We start from the raw sequence: 20,478 nt of genomic DNA, 5'->3' as shown, positions 1-20,478 counted from the left end.
GGCTCGTCCTCGGAGGGCCTACTGGCCCTCGATCTGGAACACGCCGCGGAACTCGCGGAGCGCCGCGTCGAGCTGGGCCTTGATGCCGTCGTCGAGCGCCTTCTTCTCGGCGATGGCGCGGGCGACCTCCGGGTGGCGGCCGTCGAGGAACTCGATGAGCTCCTGCATGTAGCGGCCGATCTGCTCGACCGGCACCGCGCGGATCCAGCCCTGGCCGTTCTCGTCGCGCATGGTCGCCGCGTAGATCTGGATGACCTGCTTCTCGACCGGCATCGGCAGGTACTGGCCCTGCTTCAGCACCTCCACGAGCCGCTCGCCGCGGGCGAGGGTCTCCTGGGTGGCCTTGTCGAGGTCGGAGCCGAACTGGGCGAACGCGGCGAGCTCGCGGTACTGGGCGAGCTCGAGCTTGAGCGAGCCGGCGACCTGCTTCATCGCCTTGATCTGCGCGGAGCCGCCGACGCGGGACACCGAGATGCCGACGTTAATGGCCGGCCGGACGCCCTGATAGAAGAGGTTCGACTCGAGGAAGATCTGGCCGTCGGTGATGGAGATGACGTTCGTCGGGATGTACGCCGACACGTCGCCGGCCTGCGTCTCGATGATGGGGAGCGCGGTGAGCGACCCGCCGCCCTCCTTGTCGGAGAGCTTCGCGGCGCGCTCGAGCAGGCGGCTGTGGAGGTAGAACACGTCGCCCGGGTACGCCTCGCGGCCCGGCGGGCGGCGCAGCAGCAGCGAGAGCTGGCGGTACGCCACGGCCTGCTTCGAGAGGTCGTCGTAGATGATGAGCGCGTGGCGGCCGGAGTCGCGGAAGTACTCCGCCATAGTCACGCCGGTGTACGGCGCGAGGTACTGCATCGGGGCGGGGTCGGACGCGTTCGCCGCGACGACCGTCGTGTACTCCATCGCGCCGTGCTTCTTGAGCGTGTCGACGACGCGGGCCACCGTCGACTGCTTCTGGCCGATGGCCACGTAGAAGCAGTGGAGGTTGTTCCCCTTGTTGTTGATGATCGTGTCGATCGCGACCGCGGTCTTGCCCGTCTGGCGGTCGCCGAGGATGAGCTCGCGCTGCCCGCGGCCGACCGGGACCAGGGCGTCGATCGCCTTGAGGCCGGTCTGCATCGGCTCGTGCACCGACTTGCGCTTCACGATGCCGGGGGCCTTGATCTCGATCTTGCGGGTCTGCTTCGCGTTGATCGGGCCGCGGCCGTCGATGGGGTTGCCGAGGCCGTCGACCACGCGGCCGAGCAGCTCCTCGCCCACCGGCACCTCGGCGATCTTCCCGGTGCGCTTCACCGGGTCGCCCTCGCGGATGTGCTCGTAGGCGCCCATGATGGCGGCGCCGACGTTGTCCTCCTCGAGGTTGAGGACGAGGCCGGAGACGCCGCCCGGGAACTCGAGCAGCTCGCCGGCGGCGGCGCCGGCGAGGCCGTAGATGCGGGCGACGCCGTCCGCCTGGCTGAGGACGGTGCCGGTCTCGGCGACGTCGACCTTCTTGCCGTAGTCCTTGATCTGCTCGCGGATGATGCGGCTGATCTCGTCGGCGCGGATATCCATCGTGAGGCTCTCCGGAGGATGAACTGACAGTTAAAGATCGCTACTGCTTCAGCTGGCGCCGCAGGTCCTCGAGCTGGGTGCGGACCGAGCCGTCGTAGACGACGCTGCCGACCTGCGCGACGACGCCGCCGAGCAGGGCGGGGTCGACCTCGCGATCGAGGAGGACGGTGGCCTTCGTCGCCTGCGAGAGCCGGTCGGCGATGGCCTTCGCGGCGGCGGCGTCGAGGGGGACCGCGCTCGTCACCTTGGCCCGGACCCGGCCGAGGTGCGTGTCGGCGAGGGCCCGGAAGTGCTCGACGATGCCGCCCAGGTAATCGAGGCGGTTCCGGTCGCCGAGGAGGAGGAGCAGGTTCGCGGGCTCGGCCTCGAGCCTGAACGCGGCCGCGAGCTTCTCCACGATGGCCCGCCGCTGCTCGCGCGAGTACACCGGGTTGGACAGAACGTCGCGGAGATCGTCAGAGCCCTCGACAGCCTCCTTGAGGGACTGGAGGCTCTCGCTCCAGGGCTCTACTCGACCCATCTCCGCAGCCAGGCTGAAGAGCGCCCGCGCGTACCGCCGGGCAATGGAACCCATGATCATAAGGGACGCGCTCCGTAGCACGGTGTGGGTGCGACGGTCAAGCACGAATCTCCCGGCAGTACTTGGACTTAGGCTCGGTCGAAGCCCTCCCGTTTGACAGCCCGCGACCTCGCTTTACGTTCGCGTTGCCAAAAGGAGGATGAAAATCATGGCGATGCCGACGAGATGGGAGCCCTTCCGTGACCTCGCTCGTCTCCAGGACGAGATGAACCGACTTTTCGACGATCGCGCCTACAAGACCAGCGAGTCGGTCGGCTGGACTCCGCCCTGCGACATCTTCGAGGACGACGACGAGCTGGCGCTCCGCTTCGACCTCGCGGGGGTTGACCCGAAGGACGTAGACATCCGGTTCGAGAACGGGGTCCTCACGCTCAAGGGCGAGCGGAAGCTCGAGAACGAGGCGCGGCGCGACAGCTATCACCGCATCGAGCTGGCCTACGGGACGTTCACGCGCTCGTTCTCGCTGCCGGCCACGGTCGACGCCGAGAAGATCCGCGCCGAGGCGAGGAACGGTTTACTCACCGTCCACCTGCCGAAGCGTGCCGAGACGAAGCCCCGCGCCATCCAGGTGAAGGTCGGCGTGTAGCGCCGAGGCGAGGCTCGGGCGCCCCGCGCGCCGAGACGAGAAGAGCGGGCCCGGTTCTCCCGGAGCCCGCTCTCTTCGTCTCTACGGCTGGAGTGCGTCCGGGAGCGCTACGACTTCACGGCGGCGACGGGGCCGGGAGCGGTGGCCGGCTTCGCGCCGCCCTTCTCCACGCCCTCCATCTTCGTCTGGCCCTCGAAGATCACGCCCTTCTCGATCATGAGGGACGGCGACTCGATGTTGCCGCGCATGCGCGCCGGGTGGTGCAGCTCGATCGCGCTCTTGGCCCGAACGTTCCCGTTGATCTCCCCGTGCACGATGATCGTGCCGCAGGTGATCTCGGCGTTGACCTTCGCGCCCTCGCCCACGACGAGCACGTCGTTCGTCACGATCGTCCCGGTGAACTTGCCGTCGATGCGGACGGTGCCCTCGAAGGTGAGCTTGCCCTCGAACTCGGACCCGCGCCCGAGCAGGGCGTTGAGGTCGCCGGTGGGGGTGGGAACGGACGACAGCTCATCGCGCTTCAGCATGGCCATGTTTCTCGGCTCCTCGTTGAGTGACTTCGCGGGCGTGGGCGCTCCGGGTGCGTCCGCGCCGACCGCCGGCGACGTCGCCTCCTCCCGCAGCTTTGTCCAGAAGGACATCCGTCCTCGCTGTGGTTGCTCCCCGAACATCGGGGCTGCCGCCCCCTCGGGCGGCGGTACAGGGAACTACGCTCCAATCTTCCCGAGTATTCCATCCAGCTCGTCGAGCGAGGAGTATTCAATCTCCAGGCGCCCGGCGACTGCAGACTTGGGCACGACCCTACACCTGGCCCCCAGCCGGCGCTGCAGGCGCTGGCCCAGCGCCTTGACGGCCGGGCTCTCGGAACCGCCGGAGGGACGGTCGCTTTCCTTCCGCCCGAGCGAGCGGACGAGCGCCTCGGTCGCCCGGACGGAGAGCCCCTCCCGGATGGCCTTTTGGGCCGCCCGCTTGATGGCCTCGGCGTCGTCGATGGCGAGCAGCGCGCGGGCGTGGCCCATGTCGAGCTGACCCTGTCGGACCGAGTCGCGCACCTCCTCGGGGAGCTTCAGGAGGCGCAGGGCGTTCGCCACGGTGGAGCGCTCCTTGCCGACGCGCTTCGCGATCTCGTCCTGCTTGAGGCCGTGGTCGCTCGCGAGCACCTCGTAGGCCTCGGCCTCCTCGATCGCGTTCAGGTCGGCGCGCTGGAGGTTCTCGATGAGCGCGATCTCGAAGGCCTCGCGGTCGCTCGTCTCGCGCACGATGGCGGGGATCTCGCGGATCCCGGCGCGCTGCGAGGCGCGCCAGCGCCGCTCGCCGGCGACGATGCGGTACTTGCCGCCCTCCTTGCGCACGAGGATCGGCTCCACCACGCCATGCTCGCGGATGGAGGCGGCGAGCTCCTCGAGCTTCGCCTCGTCGAAGCGCTTGCGCGGCTGGTCCGGGTTCCGCTCGATCGCCTCGAGGGGCAGCGCGAGGAGCCCGCGCCCGGGCGCCACCGCCGCGGCGGCCGGTGCCGCGGCGGGCGCGACGCTCGCCGGGGGCGGTGCGTTCGAGAGCAGGGCGGCCATGCCGCGGCCGAGGGCGGGGCGGCGCTTGTCGGCAAGGCTCACGCGACACCTCCGAGCTGGCTGAAGCGGCCCGTCACCTCGCGCGCGAGCTCGAGGTAGCTCTGGCAGCCCTTCGAGGTCACGTCGTAGAGCAGGATGGGCTTGCCGTGGCTGGGCGCCTCGGAGAGCCGCACGTTGCGCGGGATGACGGTCTTGAAGACCTGGTCCGAGAACGTGCGGCGGATCTCCTCCGCCACCTGGTTGGAGAGGTTGTTGGGCGAGAACATGGTGAGGACGATGCCGTCCACGGTGAGCGCCGGGTTCGCGCTCGAGCGGACGAGCTCGATCGTCTTCAGCACGTCGGCGAGCCCCTCGAGCGCGTAGTACTCGCACTGGAGGGGGATGACGACGCCCTGGGCCGCGACGAGCCCGTTGAGCGTGAGGAGCCCGAGCGACGGCGGGCAGTCGATCACCACGTACTCGTACGAGCCCGCGACCTCGTCCACCGCGCGCTTCAGGCGCGACTCCCGCGACTCCAGCTCCGCGAGCTCGAGCTCGGCGCCCACGAGGTGCCGGGAGGCCGGGACGAGGTCTAGGAACTTGAGCTCCGTCTTGCGAACGGCGCTCGCCATCGGCACGCCGTCCACGAGCACCTCGTAGATGGAGCACTCCGACTCGTCACGTCGGATGCCGAGGGCGCTGCCGGCGTTCCCCTGGGGATCGACGTCCACGAGGAGGGTGCGCCGCTCGGCGGCGGCGAGCGAGGCGGCGAGGTTCACGGCCGTCGTGGTCTTGCCGACGCCGCCCTTCTGGTTCGCGATGGTGAGGATCCGGGCCATGGCCTGAGCATCCGTCTGCGGGGCGCGCGCCCCTTCCGTCGTGTTCGCCAACTCGGGACCTCTCGGTTGTTTCGCGCGACCCCCTGGCCGCGCCGGCGCGCACTTTGGCCGATCGATCTGACACGACGCGGCGTCCGAACGCCTCCGGCGCCTCCGCTTTCCGCCCATCGTCGCCCTCGCTCCTCGCGCTGTTCCACGTGGAACGTCGGTCCGGGAGGGCAGCGGCAGCCGCTCGGCCGGGCACGACGTTTCACGTGGAACATCGCCAGCGGGGGACCGCTTCCCGCGGGCGGGCGCGGCCAGTGGGCAACCCTCGTCCAGCAATGTTCCCGTGGTCTTCGTCGCGGGCGGGCGAGGCGAGGCGGCGTTCCCGGTCTGCGGGCGTGGAGGGCCCCTTGGGCGGGCGCTGGAAGGGCGGTTCGGACGCGGAGGTCGGCGCGAGGGTGGGGTTGCACCGCGACGGCGGGGGAGGCGGGAGGAGCTACGCGCAGCCGGGCCGCGAGCGGACGGTGATGCGTCGCCGTTCAGGCCGCGCTCGACCCTCCCTGATGCCTCGGGGCGCGGACGATGCGCATGCCCGCCCGCGAACGCGAAAGCTCGGGCGTACCCTGCCGAGGGCCCGAGGCCCGTCGAGCGGCCGGTCCTCAGCCGGAACCGGCGCCCGGCCATGGGGGCCACGGCCAAAGTGAGGAATGAAGCAGCTCTTCGCGACGCGCGCCCGCGTCGCCACCACCGCCCGAATCGTCGAAGCGGTTCATCTCGTCCTGGAGACGAGCGAGGTCACGGGAACGGTGTCTTCCGTCGGCTAGGCCGGGCCGTGCTCGCGCTCGCGCTATTGCAGATTCCCGCAGCACCAGAGCTCCCGGCAGTCGCGCGCCGCGTCCGCTGAGTCGAAGCGACCTGCGGCGTGGACCGTGTCCCGTCTTCCGCGAGCGCCACGCCTTCCACCGCGTTCCACGTGGAACAGCAGGACGCCGATTCGCTGCGCGTGAGTGGGCCGAGGTTCGGCGCCCGTGAGCTGCGGCGACCGCACAGGCGTCGACGACGACGCCCTTCGTGCGTCGTTCACGTCCGGGGACGACCGCCCATGAGTCCGCGCTTGCGCCTGGGCGCCCCGAGCCGCTCCCGCGGTCCTCCTGCGCACCATTCCGGACGGGCCGCCATCTCTCCCAGCCAAACGCCCGCGCGGCGGGTCGGATGGGGGAAGCGACCATCGGCGTAGACCGCATTCCCTCCGCCACGACCACGCACCACCAGCGTTCCACGTGGAACGGCAGGCCGTTCGCGGCGCGTGAGTGGGGGCCGACCTGAGGTGACCCGGGCGTCGGGATCACCTCCTCGCGCTTCCGCCACCCGTCTGAACCGCGCCGAGCGCCTCGGCGTCGACGACGACCCTTGGTGCATCGTTCACGTCTTCTGGACGTTGCTAACGACCGCCAGCCCAGGGTCGGTGCCGGCCGCTGGGCGCTTCCGCGCCGCCGCCCGAGATCCGCCGAAGCGCGGCGGCGCGCGAACCCGCTTGGACCCAGCCGTCAGGAGAGCGCGAGCCTGCGGCGTCGCGAGGCGGCGTTCCACGTGGAACATCGCGGTCCGTGGTGACTCCTCACGCCCGACGGCGTTCAGCTCGTGAACGGAACTCCTGGAGAGCCATGCTCGCGACTGTTCTCGCCGTCGCTCTCGCTTCCTCGCACGGGCACCGACCGACGCCGAGTTCGCGCGGCTCTACGCGACGGACGCCTACGTCCGACTCGAGCGGCGCGAGACGGAATGAAGACCGTTCACCGACGCCGAGTTCCGCGCGTTCGTCACGTCCGATGCGCTGCTCGACGGCGGGCCGAACTCCAGCGGTGCTTCGCAGCATGGCAGCAGGCGGATCTCCCGGCGGCCGCAGAGCGAGCGCGCCGGTATCTCCCCACCGGCGCCCGGCTGCGCGCGACCGTCTACCTCGTGGTGAAGCCGAACAGCTTCGTGTTCGAGCTCGCCACGAACCCCGCAATCTTCTTCGCCGTGGGCGCGGACGCTCCCGATCCAGCGGTCATCCAGAACACCGTCGCGCACGAGCTTCACCACGTCGGCGCCGCGAGCGTCGCCGATCGGCTCGCTTCGCTCGCCGAGCCGCGCCGCACCGCGGCCCTCTGGACCGGGGCGTTTTCCGAAGGCATCGCCATGCGGGCCGCGGCTGGCGGACCGGACGTGCACCCGCACGCCGAGCGGGCGCGCTGGGACGCAGACCTCGCGCGCGCGCCGGAGGACCTCGGCGCGGTGAGCGCGTTTCTCCTCGACGTCGCCGAGGGCCGCCTCGTGGGCGACGCGATGGCCGAGGCCGGCCATCTTCCACGCCGATGGCGATCGCCCTCAGGGCGCCTGGTACACGCTCGGCTGGCGCATGGCCGTCGTCGTCGAGCGCCACCGCGGCCGGGCCGCAGTCGTCGCCTCGCTCAGGGACCCGCGCCTTCTCCTCGCGCAGTACCAGGAAGTTGCGCGCATGCTGAACGCGAACGGTGACCATCTCCCGCTCTGGCCCGACCGACTGCTGCGGCTGCTCTCGGATCCGAGCTGAAGCGGTTGCCTTCTGCGGGCCTGGTCGGCACGCGCTCGAGGAGCGGGAAGCGGTGCCCGTCCGTCGCGACCAGGCGAAGCCCGGACGGCGGCCGCGAGGTATCACCTGCCGTGATGTTTTACCATCCGTCATCCCGTGCAAGACCGCGACTCTCGTCCGGTCCCCTGCCACCGGCCAGGCGGCGACGCGCCCCTTCTCCCGCTCGCCGCTGCCTGGAGCGAGGGGTAGCGCGGTCGCTCATGCGCTCCTCCTCACCCCGCCGCTCCGTGCCGGAGCGTGTCTCGTCGCGGCGCTGCTCGCCTGCGGCCGTGCTGATCGCGGGTCCGCACGGACGCGGCGGAGGGAGCGCCCGTCGTGGGGACCCATCGGACGTCGCGCCGGAACCTCTCACGCGCGGGACCCTTCGGCTCGCGGGCTCGGGCCCGCGAAGAGCGGAGGGAGCGATGGCCTCGTATCTGATGCAGTTCAGCTTCACCGCGCAGGGCATCCAGCAGATCAAGGACAGCCCGGCGCGCGTCGAGGCGGCGAAGCAGACGGTCCGCGCCATGGGCGGTGAGGTGCGGGAGTTCTACGCGATCCTCGGCAGCGCCCACGACACGCTGTTCATCCTCGAGGCCCCGGACGACGCGGCGGTCGCGCGCATGGTCCTCGCCATCGGCTCGCGCGGCTACGTGCGCACCGAGACCCATCGCCTCTTCACCGAGGAAGAGTACGGGAAGGTCATCCGCTCGCTTCCCTGAGACGACGCGGGAGCGCACCCCGCCGCCGGATGCGGCGCACGCGCCTGCGCGCAGGCCCGGCGCGCGACCCGCCGCGCGCGCCACCTGCGACAACCGGGATCTCCGCCGTGGAGGAGACGCCGAGGCTGAAGCGGCGCGAGGTGGCCGAGCGGCACGCCGCGCCGCCGCCGAAGAGGAGGAGACCCGCGGGGTCTTCGCCCGGCGCCGCTACTGCGCGCGCCAGCGCGCGATGGCGCGCGCGGAGCGCGAGAGCGGCAGCTCGAAGCGCGAGACGTCGACGAGCGTGAGGCCGGCCGCCTCGCCGACGGCGGCGAGCCCCGCCGCGTCCGCGTCGCGCCCGAGCATGGCGAACAGCGTCCCGCCCGGCGCGAGGTAGCGGACGCCGAGCGGCACCCAGCGCTCGGGATCGGCGAGCGCGCGCGAGACCACCGCCTCGGCGCGCGGGAGCTTCTCCCGCTCCGGGTCGCCGTCGGCGCGGACCGCGAAGGCGCGGACCGCGAGGTCGAGCTCCGCGGAGACCGCCTTCACGAACGCGACCTTCTTCGCCACCGAGTCGCAGCAGGTGACCTCGAGCTCCGGCCGCGCGCAGGCGAGCGGCACGCCCGGCAGCCCCGCGCCGGCGCCCACGTCGAGGAGCGTGCGCGCGCCGCCGAGGAGGGGGAGCAGGAGCAGGCTGTCGACGAGGTGCTTCTCGGCGACCTCGGCGGGATCGGTGATGGTGGTGAGGTTCACCTTCCGGTTCCAGGCGAGGAGCCGGTCGGCGAAGCGCTCGAGGCGGGGGAGCGCCTCGGCGGAGACCGGAAGCCCGAAGGCCTCGATGCCGCGCCGCAGCGCCTCGTGGAAGGCGGCGTCCATGGCGTCGCTACTTCTTCTTCGCGCCGCGTCGGCCGATGGCCGCCTCGACCTCGCCCCGGTGCTCCGCGAGGTAGGCGTCGACCTCGGCGTCGTCGAGCTCGAGGTCGCGCAGCACGCCCTCGTACACGAAGCGGAACCCGGCGGCGTACTCGCGGTCCTGGAGCTCGAACGAGCGCCGCACCACCGCGGCCGAGAAGAGCCGCTCCGCCTTCGTGCGGGGACGCGCCACTACCGCTCGCCCCGCCCGCCCGGGATCACGAGCAGCTGGCGGAAGATGCCCTCGCCTTCGCTGCGGGTGGTGACGCCCTCGTGCTCGACGAGGGCGAGGTGGATCTGGCGGCGCTCGCGGGCGCTGATGGGCGCCACGGCGAGCACCTTGCCGGTGCGGATCGCGGCCGCGGCGAGCCGCTCCGCCATGGCCTTCACCGCGGGATCGCCCTCCTGGGCGAACCCGCCCACCTCGAGGTTCACCCACTTGCGCCCCTCGGAGCGCGGGTTCACCACGCGGTTCACGAGGTACTGGACCGCCTCGACGAGCGCCGAGGAGAGCTCGACGGCGTTCCCGGCGCGCGGGTTCAGGGCGACGCCGATCTGCTCGGCCGTCTCCTTCACCTCGACGTCCACCGCCGCGCCGAGCCGCTCGAGGAGCCCTGTGCAGAACTCCCGCGCCCGGGCGACCTTCTCCGGCGCCTCGGCCGGCGGCGGGCTCGGGGTTCCCTTGGTCTCGTCCATGGCTCCCCCCGGACTACTTGGCCTTCGCGGGCGCCGGCACGGCCGGCATGCGCCGCATCATCCACTGCTGCTGCGCGATGGACAGGAGGTTGTTCACGAAGATGTAGAGGGTGAGGCCCGCCGGCACGCTCAGCATGAGGAACGTGAAGAAGCCGGGCATGAAGTAGAGCATCATCTTCGCCTGCGCGTTGTCGGCGGGCTGGGGCGACAGGCGCTGCATGATGAACTGCGAGAGGCCCATCGCGATCGGCAGGACGAAGAACGGGTCCTTGATCGTGAGGTCGTGGATCCAGAGGAACGGCTCGCGGTAGAGCTCGACCGAGGTCTGCAGCGTCGCGTAGAGGGCGAACCAGATCGGCAGCTGGATGAGCATCGGCAGGCAGCCGCCGAGCGGGTTCACCTTGTGCTGCTGGTAGAGCTGCATCGTCGCGAGGTTCAGCTTCTCGCGGTCGTTGCCGTGCTTGGCCTTGAGCTTCTCGATCTCCGGCTGCAGCTTCCGCATCTCGTTCATCGACTGCATCGACTTCGCGGTGAGCGGGTAGAGCAGGAGCTTCACGAGCAGCGTGAGGAGGATGATCGCGACGCCCCAGTTCCCCACCAGCCGCTCGAACCAGCGCATCACATAGAGGAGCAGGCGGGCGAAGAACGCGAACGGGCGGGCCATCGTGCCGTAGTCGATGGCGCTCTCGAAGTTGCGGCCGTAGGCGCGCAGGTGATCGAGGTCCTTCGGGCCGGAGTACACGGTGAGCGCGTACTTGCGGGAGCCGCCCTCGAACGGCAGGCGCAGCGCGGCGAGCGCGCTGCCCTTCTCCGTGCCCTTCGCGAAGACGCAGCTCCCGGCCGGCTCGGCGGGGAAGATCGCCGAGACGAAGTAGCCCTGGTCGAGCCCGACCCAGGCCGCCGTGCCCTCCACCTTCTCCACGGCCTGGTCGCCGTCGACCTTGAAGCGCTCGGTCGTGTCCGCCGCGCGGCACACCGGGCGGATGAACTCGACCGGCGGCCCGGAGAAGAAGCCGCCGGACTTCGTCTTGGGCGGCATGTAGCCGGGGTAGAGGATGACGATCCCCGCGCCCGGCGCGGCGGCGCCCTGGACCTCGAGCTCGAGGGCGAGCTCGTGGAACTTGCCGGTGAGGCGGAAGGTCTTCCGGACGGTGGCGTTGCCGGCGCGGCCCTCGAAGGTCACCGAGCGCGCGTCCTTCGCGACGACCCGCATCGGCGCGCGCGCCGACGGATCGCTCGCCGCGTCCTGCGCGCCGCCCAGCTCCGGCGAGGCCACCACCGCGAGCGGGTAGGGCTGATCCTTCGCCACCCGCACGAGGTCGATCTGCACCGGCTTCCCCTCGTGGTCGCGGCGGTACTTCTCGCCCTCGAGCACGACCTCCTTGAGCGCGCCGCCGTGGCTCGTGAGCACCGCCTCGAAGCCGTCGCCCGCGAGCTTCACGAGCTCCTCGGGGGTGTTCTCCGGGACGGCAGGCGCCGCCGGCGCCACCGGGGCAGGGGCGGGCGCCGCCGGCGCGGTCTGGGCCGCCTCGGGACGCTTCTGCGCGCCGGGCTTCGGCTTCGGCGAGGGGAAGACGAACTGCCAGACAATGAGGACCGCCACGGAGAGGACGGTGGCGATGAGGACACGACGGTTCTCGGGACCCAAGGTTACCTCTCGGACTCCGGCACCGGATCGATGCCGCCGGGATGGAAGGGATGGCACTTGAGAAGCCGCCGCGCCGCGAGCGCCGACCCCTTGAGCGCGCCGTGGCGCTCGAGGGCCGTCACCGCGTAGGCGGAGCAGCTCGGATAGAAGCGGCAGGCGGGCGGAAGCAGCGGCGACACGAGCCGCTGGTAGAGGCGCACGAGGAGCACGAGGGCGCCCCGGATCACGCGCTCCCCCTCGGGGCGAGCCGCGTCCGCGCGGCCGCGAGCGCGAGGCGGATCCCGTCCCTACCCGCGGCGAGCGCGCCCGCGCGAGCGATCACGACGAAATCCACCGCGGGCAGATCACCCTGCATCGCGCGGAACTCCTCCCGCACCCAGCGCTTCACCCGGTTGCGCTCGACCGCGTTCGCGATCTTGGACGACACCGTGATCCCGATGCGCGGCCGGGCTCCGCCGGAGTCGAGCGACAGGACGAGCACGTCTCCGGCGTAGAGCCGCGTACCGCGCTGCTGGACGAGGAGGAATTCGCGGCGGCGGCGCAGGCGCGCCGCCTTGGGTAGCTTCACCTGCAGTGCTACTTCTTCGGCGTGCTCGGCGTGAGGCGCTTGCGACCCTTCGCGCGGCGGCTCTTGATCACGTTCTGCCCGCCCGGAGAGCTCATGCGCTTCCTGAAACCGTGCGTGCGATTACGGCGCTGCTTCTTCGGCTGATATGTCCGCTTCATGGCGCGGCAACCTCCCCGATCAGTCGCGAGATGTCAAGGTTTCCAGAGACTTGGCCCGTTCCGCCGGACCCTCGCGCGATCCGTCACCGCCCCGTCACGCGAAAAGCTCGTCGTTTCGCGACCACGCACGACGCCCTTGATCCTCTCGGTGAACCTTGGCTAACTTCCGCCCCCACGCAACACGAGGCCGCCTGCACTCTCGCCCTACGAGCGCCGAGTGAGCCGTCGTCCGGAAGCCCGGGCGTCGGAGGGGGGATCCTCGTTCCGTTGCGCGCACCTCGGGGGACAGCAGCATGGACTCGCGCGCGAGCGCCAAGATGATCTCGCCGGCAGACGAGCTCTGGTCGCGCCTCGACGCGTTCCTGCGCTCCCGGCTGCGCCCTGACCTGTACGACCGCTGGTTCGCGCCGCTCCACCTCGTCTCGCTCGAGGGGAGCCGGCTGCAGATCGCCGCGCCCGACCGCTTCCACCGGGACTTCGTCGAGGACAACTACCGCTCCTTCTTCGAGGAGTTCGTGCCCGGCCTCGCCGGCCAGGCGGTCCAGATCACGTTCGTGGTGGACGCCGCGCCGCGCCTCGCGCCGACGCCCCTGCCGCTCGCGGACGGCCCGGCGCTCACGCCGGTGCCCCGCGCGGCGGAGGCGGCCGACCCGCGCGACTCGCGGCCGAACCCGCGCTACACCTTCGACACCTTCGTGGTGGGCGAGTCGAACCGCTTCGCGTTCGCCGCGGCCCAGGCCGTGGCCGCGAACCCCGGCCACACCTGGAACCCGCTCTTCCTGCACGGCGACTCCGGGCTCGGCAAGACCCACCTCCTGCACGCCCTCGCCCACGCCATCCTCGACAAGCACCAGGGCGGGCGCGTCGCCATCGTCTCCTCGGAGCGCTACACGAACGACTTCGTCGCCGCGCTCTCGAAGGGCACGATGGACGAGTTCCGCCACAAGTACCGCGAGTGCGCCGCGCTGCTCGTCGACGACGTGCAGTTCCTCGCCGGGAAGGACAAGACGGCGGAGGAGTTCTTCCACACCTTCAACGAGCTCCACGATCACCACGTGCAGATCGTCCTCTCGAGCGATCGCAGCCCGAAGGAGCTGAAGGGGCTCGACGCCCGGCTCTGCTCGCGCTTCGAGTGGGGCATGCGCGTCCAGATCGAGGTGCCCGAGTTCGAGACGCGCGCCGCCATCCTCCAGAAGAAGGCAGAGGTCGAGTCGATCGACCTGCCCGGCGAGGTGACCCAGCTCCTCGCCAGCCACATCCGCTCGAACGTGCGCGAGCTCGAGGGCGCGCTCATGCGCCTCGCCGCCTTCGCCTCCTTGAAGAGCGAGCCCATCACCGTGCCGCTCGCGCGCGACGTGCTCGGCGACGTGATCCCGCCCGAGGGCTACAAGCCGCCCATCGAGCGCATCCAGGAGGCGGTGGCGGCGCACTACGGCCTCACCGTCGCGAAGCTCACGAGCGCCTCGCGCGAGCAGAAGATCGCGCAGCCGCGCCAGGTGGCGATGTACCTCTGCCGCGAGCTCGGCAAGGAGAAGTTCCAGTCCATCGCCGAGCGCTTCAACAAGAAGGACCACACCACCGTCATCGCCGCGGTGGAGCGGATCCGCTCGCTCATGGAGAGCGAGGAGACGGTCCGCACCGCCGTGCAGGTCCTCACCGCGAAGCTCGCGCCCTGAGCCGCGCGACGCCCTCGACCCCGCTCCCGTTCGCGCGCGGGCCGCTACAGGCGGCCTCGCGCGTCCTTGCGTCCGCTCGCCGGGCGCCCGCGACGGCTCGGCTCGCCTCCCGGGCTCGGCGCGAGGCTGTGGATCATCTGTGGATCCGGCACCGATCCTCGTGGGGACGGGGTGTGGACCGCTGTTGACACCGTTTCTCGGCCCGCGCTACACAAACTCGACCCAAAGGGATCCGGAGAGTTTTCCAGGCCGAAAGCTCCAGGAGTTTCGCGGGTTCCGAGCCCTTATCCACATCCACTCGGCCCCTGCTGTTACTTCTAGGATCACAAGAAGAGGATCTTCCCATGGAACTGAAGATCGGAGTCGCTGAGCTCTCGAAGGCGCTCGGGCGCTCCCAGGGCATCGTGGAAAAGAAGAGCACGATGCCGATCCTCTCCCACGTCCTCCTCGAGGCGAAGAAGGGTCAGCTCGTCGTCTCGGCGACCGACCTCGACCTCGCCGTCTCGTCCGAGCACGGCGAGAGCTGCGAGGTGCTGAAGGAAGGCGCCCTGGCCGTCTCGGCCCGCCACCTGTACGAGATCGTTCGCGCCCTGCCCGAGCAGCAGGTCACCCTAAAGCGCGCGAACAACAACTACCTCGAGGTGCGGAGCGGCCCCTCCGAGTTCCGCATCGTCGGCCTCCCCGCCGAGGACTTCCCGGCACTCCCCCGCTTCGAGAAGGTCACCTTCACGGACGTGAAGCCGGACGAGCTGCTCGAGATGATCGAGCGGACCTTCTTCGCCGTCTCGAACGACGAGACCCGCTACAACCTGAACGGCGTCTACTTCGAGCCGAGCCCCGAGGTGCTCCGCCTGGTCGCGACGGACGGGCACCGCCTGTCGCTCTCCGAGCGCCCCTCGAGCAGCACGTTCGGGCTGAAGCGCGGCGTGATCCTGCCGAAGAAGGGCCTCCAGGAGCTGCGCAAGCTCCTCGCCGAGGCCGTCGAGGGGGGCACGGAGGCCGGCGAGACGAAGCTCGGCTTCGTCGAGAACAGCGCCATCTTCCGCCGCCCGGGCGTGATCCTCTCGATGCGGCTCATCGAGGGGCTCTTCCCGGACTACCGGCAGGTCATCCCGAAGCAGGGCGAGAAGGTGGTCCGGGTCGGGCGGGACCGCCTCCTCGAGACGCTGCGGCGCATCTCGCTCCTCTCCACCGACAAGGCCCACGCGGTGAAGCTCGAGCTCGGGAAGGGCACGCTCCGGGTGCTCTCGCAGAACCCGGACCTCGGCGAGGCCAAGGAGGAGGTGCCGGTCGAGTACGAGGGCGAGCCGCTCAAGATCGGCTTCAACGCGCGCTACCTCATGGACGTGCTCGCGGTGGTGAAGAGCGCCGACGTGCAGCTCGAGCTCGCGGACGACCTCTCCCCGGGCGTGCTCCACGGCGGCGACGAGAAGGATCAGGGCTTCACCGCGGTGGTGATGCCGATGCGGATCTGACGTCCCGGGTGAAGCTCCTCTCCCTCGCCGTAAAGGACTTCCGCAACCTCGCCGAGGTCGTGCTCGAGCCCTCGCCGCGCGCGACCGTGCTCCTCGGCGAGAACGGCCAGGGGAAGACGAACCTCCTCGAGGCCATCTACTTCCTCACCACGCTGAAGCCCCTGCGGGCGGCGCGCCTCGTGGAGCTCGTCCGCCACGGCGCCGAGCGGGGTGAGGTCGCGGGCGACTTCGACGGCCCGGGCGGCGTCCGGCGGGTGGCGGTGCAGGTCGCCGCCGGGGGACGGGTGGCGCTCCTCGACGGAAAGCCGCAGGAGCGGCTCGACGACTACTTCGAGGGGCTCGCCGCCGTCTGCTTCGCGCCCGACGACCTCTTGCTCGTGAAGGGCGGACCGGAGGGTCGCCGCCGCTTCCTCGACCGGGCCGCCTTCAACCGCTGGCCGGCGGTGCTCGGCGAGGCGCGCGACTACGTGCGGGCCCTGCGCGCCCGGAATGCCGCCCTGCGCGGCGGGGTCGCCGAGGTCGAGGCGAGCTTCCGCGCCCCGCTCGCGCGGGCCGGGGCGCGCCTCGTGCGCCGCCGGCAGGCCCTCGTCGACGAGCTGGCGCCGCGGGTGGGCGCCGCCTTCCGGGAGATCTCCGGCCCGGGCGCGCCGGACGCGCGCTTCGCGTACCGGCCCTCGGCCGGCCTCTCCGGCGAGGGCAGCGAGGCGGAGCTCGCCGCAGCGCTCGACGCGGCCCTCGGGGCGCGGCTCGAGCGCGATCGCGAGCGCGGCTTCACCTCCGCCGGCCCGCACATGGACGAGCTCGTCCTCGCGCTCGACGGCCGCGGCGCCCGCGCCTACGCGAGCCAGGGACAGCAGCGCGCCCTCGTGCTCGCCCTCAAGATCGCCGAGATCGAAAATCTTCGGGCGGCGCTCGGCCGGCCGCCTTTGCTCCTGCTCGACGACGTGTCGTCCGAGCTCGATCCCGCCAAGAACCGCTACCTGCTCGCCTACCTGGCTGCCCTGCCGGCGCAGGCGTTCCTCACCACCACCGACCGGCGGCTGCTCGAGCCCGCGGCCGGCCCGGATACGACCTTCTATAGGGTAGAGCGCGGGGTGGTCACGCCGCTCGTTTCCTGAGTGGATCCGAGAAGTTGAGTTGACGAAGGGAACGTTGCCAGCAGCCGCCTTGCCTGCTATACCCCACTGTCTCGCCTAAGCTGCGGGAACCCTTCGGGGAAACGACGGAGGAACCCCCCTGGAAACCGCCGAGAAGAGCCTTCAGCCGACGAACGGCGTGGAGGAGTACGGAACCGACGCGATCAAGGTGCTCGAGGGCCTGGAGGCGGTCCGCAAGCGCCCGCACATGTACATCGGCGACGTGGGGGAGCGCGGGCTCCACCACCTCGTGTACGAGGTCGTCGACAACTCGGTCGACGAGGCGATGGCGGGGCGGGCGAACGAGATCAACGTCACGATCCACGCCGACCGCTCGATCACCATCGTCGACAACGGCTCCGGCATCCCCATCGGCCCTCATCCCACGGTGAAGGGGATGGACACGCTCGACGTGGTGCTCACGAAGCTCCACGCCGGCGGCAAGTTCGAGTCGAACGCGTACAAGGTGTCGGGCGGCCTCCACGGCGTCGGCGTCACCTGCGTGAACGCGCTCTCCGAGTGGCTCAAGGCCGAGGTCTACCGCGACGGCAAGGTCTGGCAGCAGCGCTACGAGCGCGGCACGCCTGCGGGCAAGGTCACGGCCGTCGGCGAGACGCAGCGGCGCGGCACGAAGATCACCTTCAAGCCGGACTCGACCATCTTCGAGGTGTTCGACTTCTCCTTCGAGACGCTCTCCGGCCGCCTGCGCGAGCTCGCCTTCCTGAACGCCGGCCTCAAGATCACCATCGACGACGAGCGGAGCGGCAAGAAGCACGAGTTCCTGTTCAAGGACGGCATCCGCGAGTTCGTGGCCTACCTGAACAAGAGCCGCGACGTGCTCTTCCAGCCCCCCATCTCGCTCCGCCAGGAGGTGGAGACCGAGCGCGGCGCCGCCGTCGTCGAGATCGCCCTGCAGTGGAACGACGGCTACGACGAGAAGGTCTTCGCCTTCGCGAACAACATCCACAACCACGAGGGCGGCACCCACCTCATCGGCTTCAAGACCGCCCTCACCCGCACCATCAACGCGTACGGGCAGAAGAACAACCTGTTCAAGGACCTGAAGGACGAGCTGCCCTCCGGCGACGACATGCGCGAGGGGCTCGCGGCGGTGATCTCCATCCGGCTGCCCGGCGCGAGCTTCGAGGGCCAGACGAAGACGAAGCTCTCGAACACCGAGGCGAAGAGCATGGTCGAGACCATGCTCAACGAGCGGCTCGGCGCGTTCCTGGAGGAGAACCCGAACGTCGCGAAGCGCGTCTGCGGCAAGGTGGCGGAGGCGACCCGGGCGCGCATCGCCGCGCGCAAGGCGCGCGAGACGGTGCGCCGCAAGGGCGCGCTCGACGGCGCCTCGCTGCCGGGGAAGCTCGCCGACTGCCAGTCCAAGGACCCGCGCGAGTCCGAGCTCTTCCTCGTGGAGGGCGACTCCGCAGGCGGCTCGGCGAAGCAGGGGCGCGACCGGCGCATCCAGGCCATCCTCCCCCTGCGGGGCAAGATCCTGAACGTCGAGAAGGCGCGCTTCGACAAGATGCTCTCGTCCGCCGAGATCGCGACGATGATCACCGCGCTCGGGACCGGCATCGGGCCCGAGGAGTACGACGCCGGCAAGATCCGCTACCACAAGATCGTGATCATGACGGACGCGGACGTCGACGGCTCGCACATCCGGACGCTGCTCCTCACCTTCTTTTTCCGGCAGATGCCGGAGCTCGTCGAGAGGGGCTACCTCTACATCGCCCAGCCGCCGCTCTACCGCGTGCAGAAGGGCAAGAAGGAGAGCTACCTCAAGGACGAGCCGGCGCTCGACGAGTTCCTGCTCCACCTCGGCACGGACAAGGCGAAGCTGGTCTCCGGCGAGACCGTGGTGGGGGGGCACGACCTGAAGCGCCTCGCGCAGGAGGCGCTCGCCTACCGCGCGCTCCTCGCCCGCGTCGATCGGCGCCGCGACAGCCGCATCGTCGACGCGGCGGTCCAGCTCGGAGACCTCGACCTCGAGCTCCTGAAGCACCACGAGAAGGTGAAGGAGCAGGTCCAGAAGATCTACGACCGGGCGCAGAAGCTCCACCCCGAGCTCGAGGTGCGCCTCGCCAAGATCGAGCGCGACGAGGAGCACGGCTGCGACGCGCTGGTGTTCCAGACCACCATGTCGGGCGCCACCCGCACGACGCGCATCGACTTCGACTACCTCTCCGGCCCGGAGTGGGGCGAGCTCGCCGGCCTCTACGCGGCGGTGGCGGAGATCGGCCCCGGCCCGCACCGGCTCCAGACCGGCGAGGGCGAGGAGGAGGTCGACGACGTCTTCGCCGCGGTGGAGGCGCTCAAGAAGAGCGCCACGGCGGGCCAGACCATCCAGCGTTACAAGGGGCTCGGCGAGATGAACCCCGAGCAGCTCTGGGAGACGACGATGGACCCCACCCGCCGCACGCTCCTGCAGGTCCGCGTCGACGACACCGTCGAGGCGGACGAGGTCTTCAGCGTGCTCATGGGCGACGCGGTCGAGCCGCGCCGCGAGTTCATCGAGAAGCACGCCCTCGACGTGCAGAACCTCGACATCTGACAGCAGCCGCCCGCGCGCGAAGGGCTCCTCCCCTTTCGCGCGGGGCGCTCACCGCAAGGACCCAAGCGATGCCTCGCGCCGCCTTCGCCGCCCTCGGCACCTTCGTCCCCGACCGCGTCGTCACGAACGAGGAGCTCACCCGCCACATGGAGACCACCGACGCGTGGATCCAGGAGCGGACGGGGATCCGGGAGCGGCGCTGGGTGCGCGAGGGGACCGAGAACTCCGACCTCGCCTTCGAGGCCACGAAGCGCGCGCTCGACAAGGCCGGCTGGAAGGCGGGCGACATCGAGGCGATCATCTACGCCTCCCTCTCGCCCGACCACATGTTCCCGGGCGACGGCTGCTTCCTCAACGCGAAGCTGGGCATCCCCGGCGTGCCCGCGCTCGACATCCGCAACCAGTGCTCGGGCTTCCTGTACGGGCTCTCCGTCGCCGACGCCTGGATCCGCGCCGGCGTGTACCGCCGCATCCTGCTCGTCGGCTCGGAGATCCACTCCACCGGCCTCGACGTGTCGACCCGCGGCCGGGACGTGGCGGTGATCTTCGGCGACGGCGCCGGCGCGGCCCTCCTCGAGGCGACCGACGACCCGGGCCGCGGCGTGCTCTCGGTGCACCTCCACGCCGACGGCCGCTTCGCGAAGGAGCTCTGGACCGACGCGCCGGGCTCCAAGTACCACCCGCGCGTGCAGGTCGCGCACATCGAGTCGGGCGCGATCTACCCGCACATGGAGGGGCAGAAGGTCTTCAAGCACGCCATCTCCAAGATGCCGGAGGTGGTGCGGCGCGCCCTCGACCAGCACGGCCTGACCCCGAAGGACCTGAAGGTGCTCGTGCCGCACCAGGCGAACCTGCGCATCGCGCAGATGGTGCAGCGCAGCCTCGAGCTCGAGGACGCCCAGGTCTTCAACAACATCCAGAAGTACGGGAACACCACCGCGGGCTCCATCCCCATCGCGCTCGCCGAGGCCGTCGAGGAGCGCGGGGTCTCGCGCGGGGACCTCGTCGGGCTCTGTGCGTTCGGGGCGGGTTTCACCTGGGGGAGTGCCCTGGTACGCTGGTAGGTCGCTGCCGCGCGGGAGGATTCCCGCCCGCGCCGTCGAGAGGAAACCCGCGCCGGGGAAGCGCAGCGAGGAAAAGCAGGCCGCCCGTGCGTCGCAACGATGAGGCGTCGTCCAACGGCAGGACTGCGGACTTTGGATCCGCGTATGAAGGTTCGAATCCTTCCGCCTCAGCCAACTCCGGCCCGAGGCCCGGCAGCGCGCGC

Annotated in this window: 20 protein-coding genes, 1 tRNA gene and 1 pseudogene; 10 read left to right on the top strand and 12 right to left on the bottom strand. The window is 70.7% G+C overall.

Going from position 1 to position 20,478, the window contains the following annotated elements; all coding sequences use genetic code 11:
* Positions 1 to 18: 18 nt before the first annotated feature.
* Both atpA and atpH read right to left on the bottom strand, forming a co-directional pair.
* Positions 19 to 1,554: a F0F1 ATP synthase subunit alpha gene (gene atpA / locus MNZ39_RS02850; RefSeq protein WP_242334164.1), complete on the bottom strand. Its 1,536-nt coding sequence runs from the start codon at positions 1,552 to 1,554 to the stop codon at positions 19 to 21.
* Positions 1,555 to 1,594: 40 nt separating this feature from the next.
* The gene (gene atpH, locus MNZ39_RS02845) at positions 1,595 to 2,134 is read right to left on the bottom strand and encodes an ATP synthase F1 subunit delta (RefSeq protein WP_242334161.1); all 540 of its coding nucleotides are present in this window, start codon (positions 2,132 to 2,134) and stop codon (positions 1,595 to 1,597) included.
* A 205-nt stretch (positions 2,135 to 2,339) separates the two neighbouring features.
* Between atpH and MNZ39_RS02840 the strand changes: the two genes are divergently transcribed.
* Positions 2,340 to 2,720, top strand: a complete 381-nt coding sequence (locus MNZ39_RS02840) for an Hsp20/alpha crystallin family protein (RefSeq protein ID WP_242334158.1) — start codon at positions 2,340 to 2,342, stop codon at positions 2,718 to 2,720.
* A 107-nt stretch (positions 2,721 to 2,827) separates the two neighbouring features.
* Here the strand turns inward: MNZ39_RS02840 and MNZ39_RS02835 are convergent, their stop codons facing one another.
* From MNZ39_RS02835 to MNZ39_RS02825, 3 genes are all read right to left on the bottom strand, one after another.
* Positions 2,828 to 3,253, bottom strand: a complete 426-nt coding sequence (locus MNZ39_RS02835) for a polymer-forming cytoskeletal protein (protein WP_242334236.1) — start codon at positions 3,251 to 3,253, stop codon at positions 2,828 to 2,830.
* 174 nt (positions 3,254 to 3,427) lie between these two features.
* Positions 3,428 to 4,330 carry a ParB/RepB/Spo0J family partition protein gene (locus tag MNZ39_RS02830; protein WP_242334155.1) on the bottom strand — a complete coding sequence of 301 codons (903 nt, stop codon included), beginning with the start codon at positions 4,328 to 4,330 and terminating at the stop codon, positions 3,428 to 3,430.
* Positions 4,327 to 5,106: a ParA family protein gene (locus tag MNZ39_RS02825; RefSeq protein ID WP_242334152.1), complete on the bottom strand. Its 780-nt coding sequence runs from the start codon at positions 5,104 to 5,106 to the stop codon at positions 4,327 to 4,329. The genes MNZ39_RS02830 and MNZ39_RS02825 overlap by 4 nt, the downstream gene beginning before the upstream one ends.
* Before the next feature lie 1,767 nt (positions 5,107 to 6,873).
* Between MNZ39_RS02825 and MNZ39_RS25085 the strand changes: the two are divergent.
* From MNZ39_RS25085 to MNZ39_RS02815, 3 genes and pseudogenes are all read left to right on the top strand, one after another.
* A pseudogene (locus tag MNZ39_RS25085) lies at positions 6,874 to 7,344 on the top strand (DUF5700 domain-containing putative Zn-dependent protease); the annotation flags it as partial.
* Between the two features lie 91 nt (positions 7,345 to 7,435).
* Positions 7,436 to 7,666: a DUF5700 domain-containing putative Zn-dependent protease gene (locus MNZ39_RS24210; protein ID WP_308197146.1), complete on the top strand. Its 231-nt coding sequence runs from the start codon at positions 7,436 to 7,438 to the stop codon at positions 7,664 to 7,666.
* 443 nt (positions 7,667 to 8,109) lie between these two features.
* Positions 8,110 to 8,406 carry a GYD domain-containing protein gene (locus tag MNZ39_RS02815; protein WP_242334149.1) on the top strand — a complete coding sequence of 99 codons (297 nt, stop codon included), beginning with the start codon at positions 8,110 to 8,112 and terminating at the stop codon, positions 8,404 to 8,406.
* Positions 8,407 to 8,613: 207 nt separating this feature from the next.
* Here the strand turns inward: MNZ39_RS02815 and rsmG are convergent, their stop codons facing one another.
* Genes rsmG through rpmH form a run of 7 tightly spaced genes read right to left on the bottom strand, consistent with a single transcriptional unit; the run spans position 8,614 to position 12,367 of the window.
* Entirely contained in the window at positions 8,614 to 9,261 is a 648-nt protein-coding gene (rsmG, locus tag MNZ39_RS02810; protein ID WP_242334146.1) for a 16S rRNA (guanine(527)-N(7))-methyltransferase RsmG, read from the bottom strand.
* Between the two features lie 7 nt (positions 9,262 to 9,268).
* Positions 9,269 to 9,490, bottom strand: coding sequence for a hypothetical protein (locus MNZ39_RS02805; RefSeq protein ID WP_242334143.1), 222 nt, complete (start codon positions 9,488 to 9,490; stop codon positions 9,269 to 9,271).
* Positions 9,490 to 9,993 (bottom strand): R3H domain-containing nucleic acid-binding protein, encoded by a 504-nt coding sequence (locus tag MNZ39_RS02800; protein WP_242334140.1) that lies wholly within the window; start codon positions 9,991 to 9,993, stop codon positions 9,490 to 9,492. Before MNZ39_RS02800 ends, MNZ39_RS02805 begins: the two co-directional genes overlap by 1 nt.
* Before the next feature lie 13 nt (positions 9,994 to 10,006).
* Positions 10,007 to 11,641: a membrane protein insertase YidC gene (yidC, locus tag MNZ39_RS02795; protein WP_242334137.1), complete on the bottom strand. Its 1,635-nt coding sequence runs from the start codon at positions 11,639 to 11,641 to the stop codon at positions 10,007 to 10,009.
* A gap of 2 nt (positions 11,642 to 11,643) precedes the next feature.
* Positions 11,644 to 11,868, bottom strand: coding sequence for a membrane protein insertion efficiency factor YidD (yidD, locus tag MNZ39_RS02790; RefSeq protein WP_242334134.1), 225 nt, complete (start codon positions 11,866 to 11,868; stop codon positions 11,644 to 11,646).
* Positions 11,865 to 12,209, bottom strand: a complete 345-nt coding sequence (gene rnpA, locus MNZ39_RS02785; RefSeq protein ID WP_242334131.1) for a ribonuclease P protein component — start codon at positions 12,207 to 12,209, stop codon at positions 11,865 to 11,867. Before rnpA ends, yidD begins: the two co-directional genes overlap by 4 nt.
* An 8-nt stretch (positions 12,210 to 12,217) precedes the next feature.
* Entirely contained in the window at positions 12,218 to 12,367 is a 150-nt protein-coding gene (gene rpmH / locus MNZ39_RS02780) for a 50S ribosomal protein L34 (protein WP_242334129.1), read from the bottom strand.
* A gap of 293 nt (positions 12,368 to 12,660) precedes the next feature.
* On the opposite strand from rpmH, the gene dnaA reads away from it, so the two are divergent.
* From dnaA to MNZ39_RS02750, 6 genes are all read left to right on the top strand, one after another.
* The gene (gene dnaA / locus MNZ39_RS02775; protein WP_242334127.1) at positions 12,661 to 14,043 is read left to right on the top strand and encodes a chromosomal replication initiator protein DnaA; all 1,383 of its coding nucleotides are present in this window, start codon (positions 12,661 to 12,663) and stop codon (positions 14,041 to 14,043) included.
* Between the two features lie 344 nt (positions 14,044 to 14,387).
* Positions 14,388 to 15,518: a DNA polymerase III subunit beta gene (gene dnaN / locus MNZ39_RS02770; protein ID WP_242334124.1), complete on the top strand. Its 1,131-nt coding sequence runs from the start codon at positions 14,388 to 14,390 to the stop codon at positions 15,516 to 15,518.
* A gap of 8 nt (positions 15,519 to 15,526) precedes the next feature.
* Entirely contained in the window at positions 15,527 to 16,636 is a 1,110-nt protein-coding gene (gene recF, locus MNZ39_RS02765) for a DNA replication/repair protein RecF (RefSeq protein ID WP_242334122.1), read from the top strand.
* Between the two features lie 157 nt (positions 16,637 to 16,793).
* Positions 16,794 to 19,211 carry a DNA topoisomerase (ATP-hydrolyzing) subunit B gene (gyrB, locus tag MNZ39_RS02760; RefSeq protein WP_308197059.1) on the top strand — a complete coding sequence of 806 codons (2,418 nt, stop codon included), beginning with the start codon at positions 16,794 to 16,796 and terminating at the stop codon, positions 19,209 to 19,211.
* Between the two features lie 68 nt (positions 19,212 to 19,279).
* Positions 19,280 to 20,275 (top strand): 3-oxoacyl-ACP synthase III family protein, encoded by a 996-nt coding sequence (locus tag MNZ39_RS02755; RefSeq protein WP_242334120.1) that lies wholly within the window; start codon positions 19,280 to 19,282, stop codon positions 20,273 to 20,275.
* A 100-nt stretch (positions 20,276 to 20,375) separates the two neighbouring features.
* Positions 20,376 to 20,449: transfer RNA gene (locus MNZ39_RS02750), tRNA-Gln, on the top strand.
* The last annotated feature ends 29 nt before the right edge of the window (positions 20,450 to 20,478 follow it).

The organism is Anaeromyxobacter sp. SG66, assembly GCF_022690805.1.
GTDB lineage: Bacteria > Myxococcota > Myxococcia > Myxococcales > Anaeromyxobacteraceae > Anaeromyxobacter > Anaeromyxobacter soli.
This window is presented reverse-complemented; position numbering and strand designations above follow the sequence as displayed.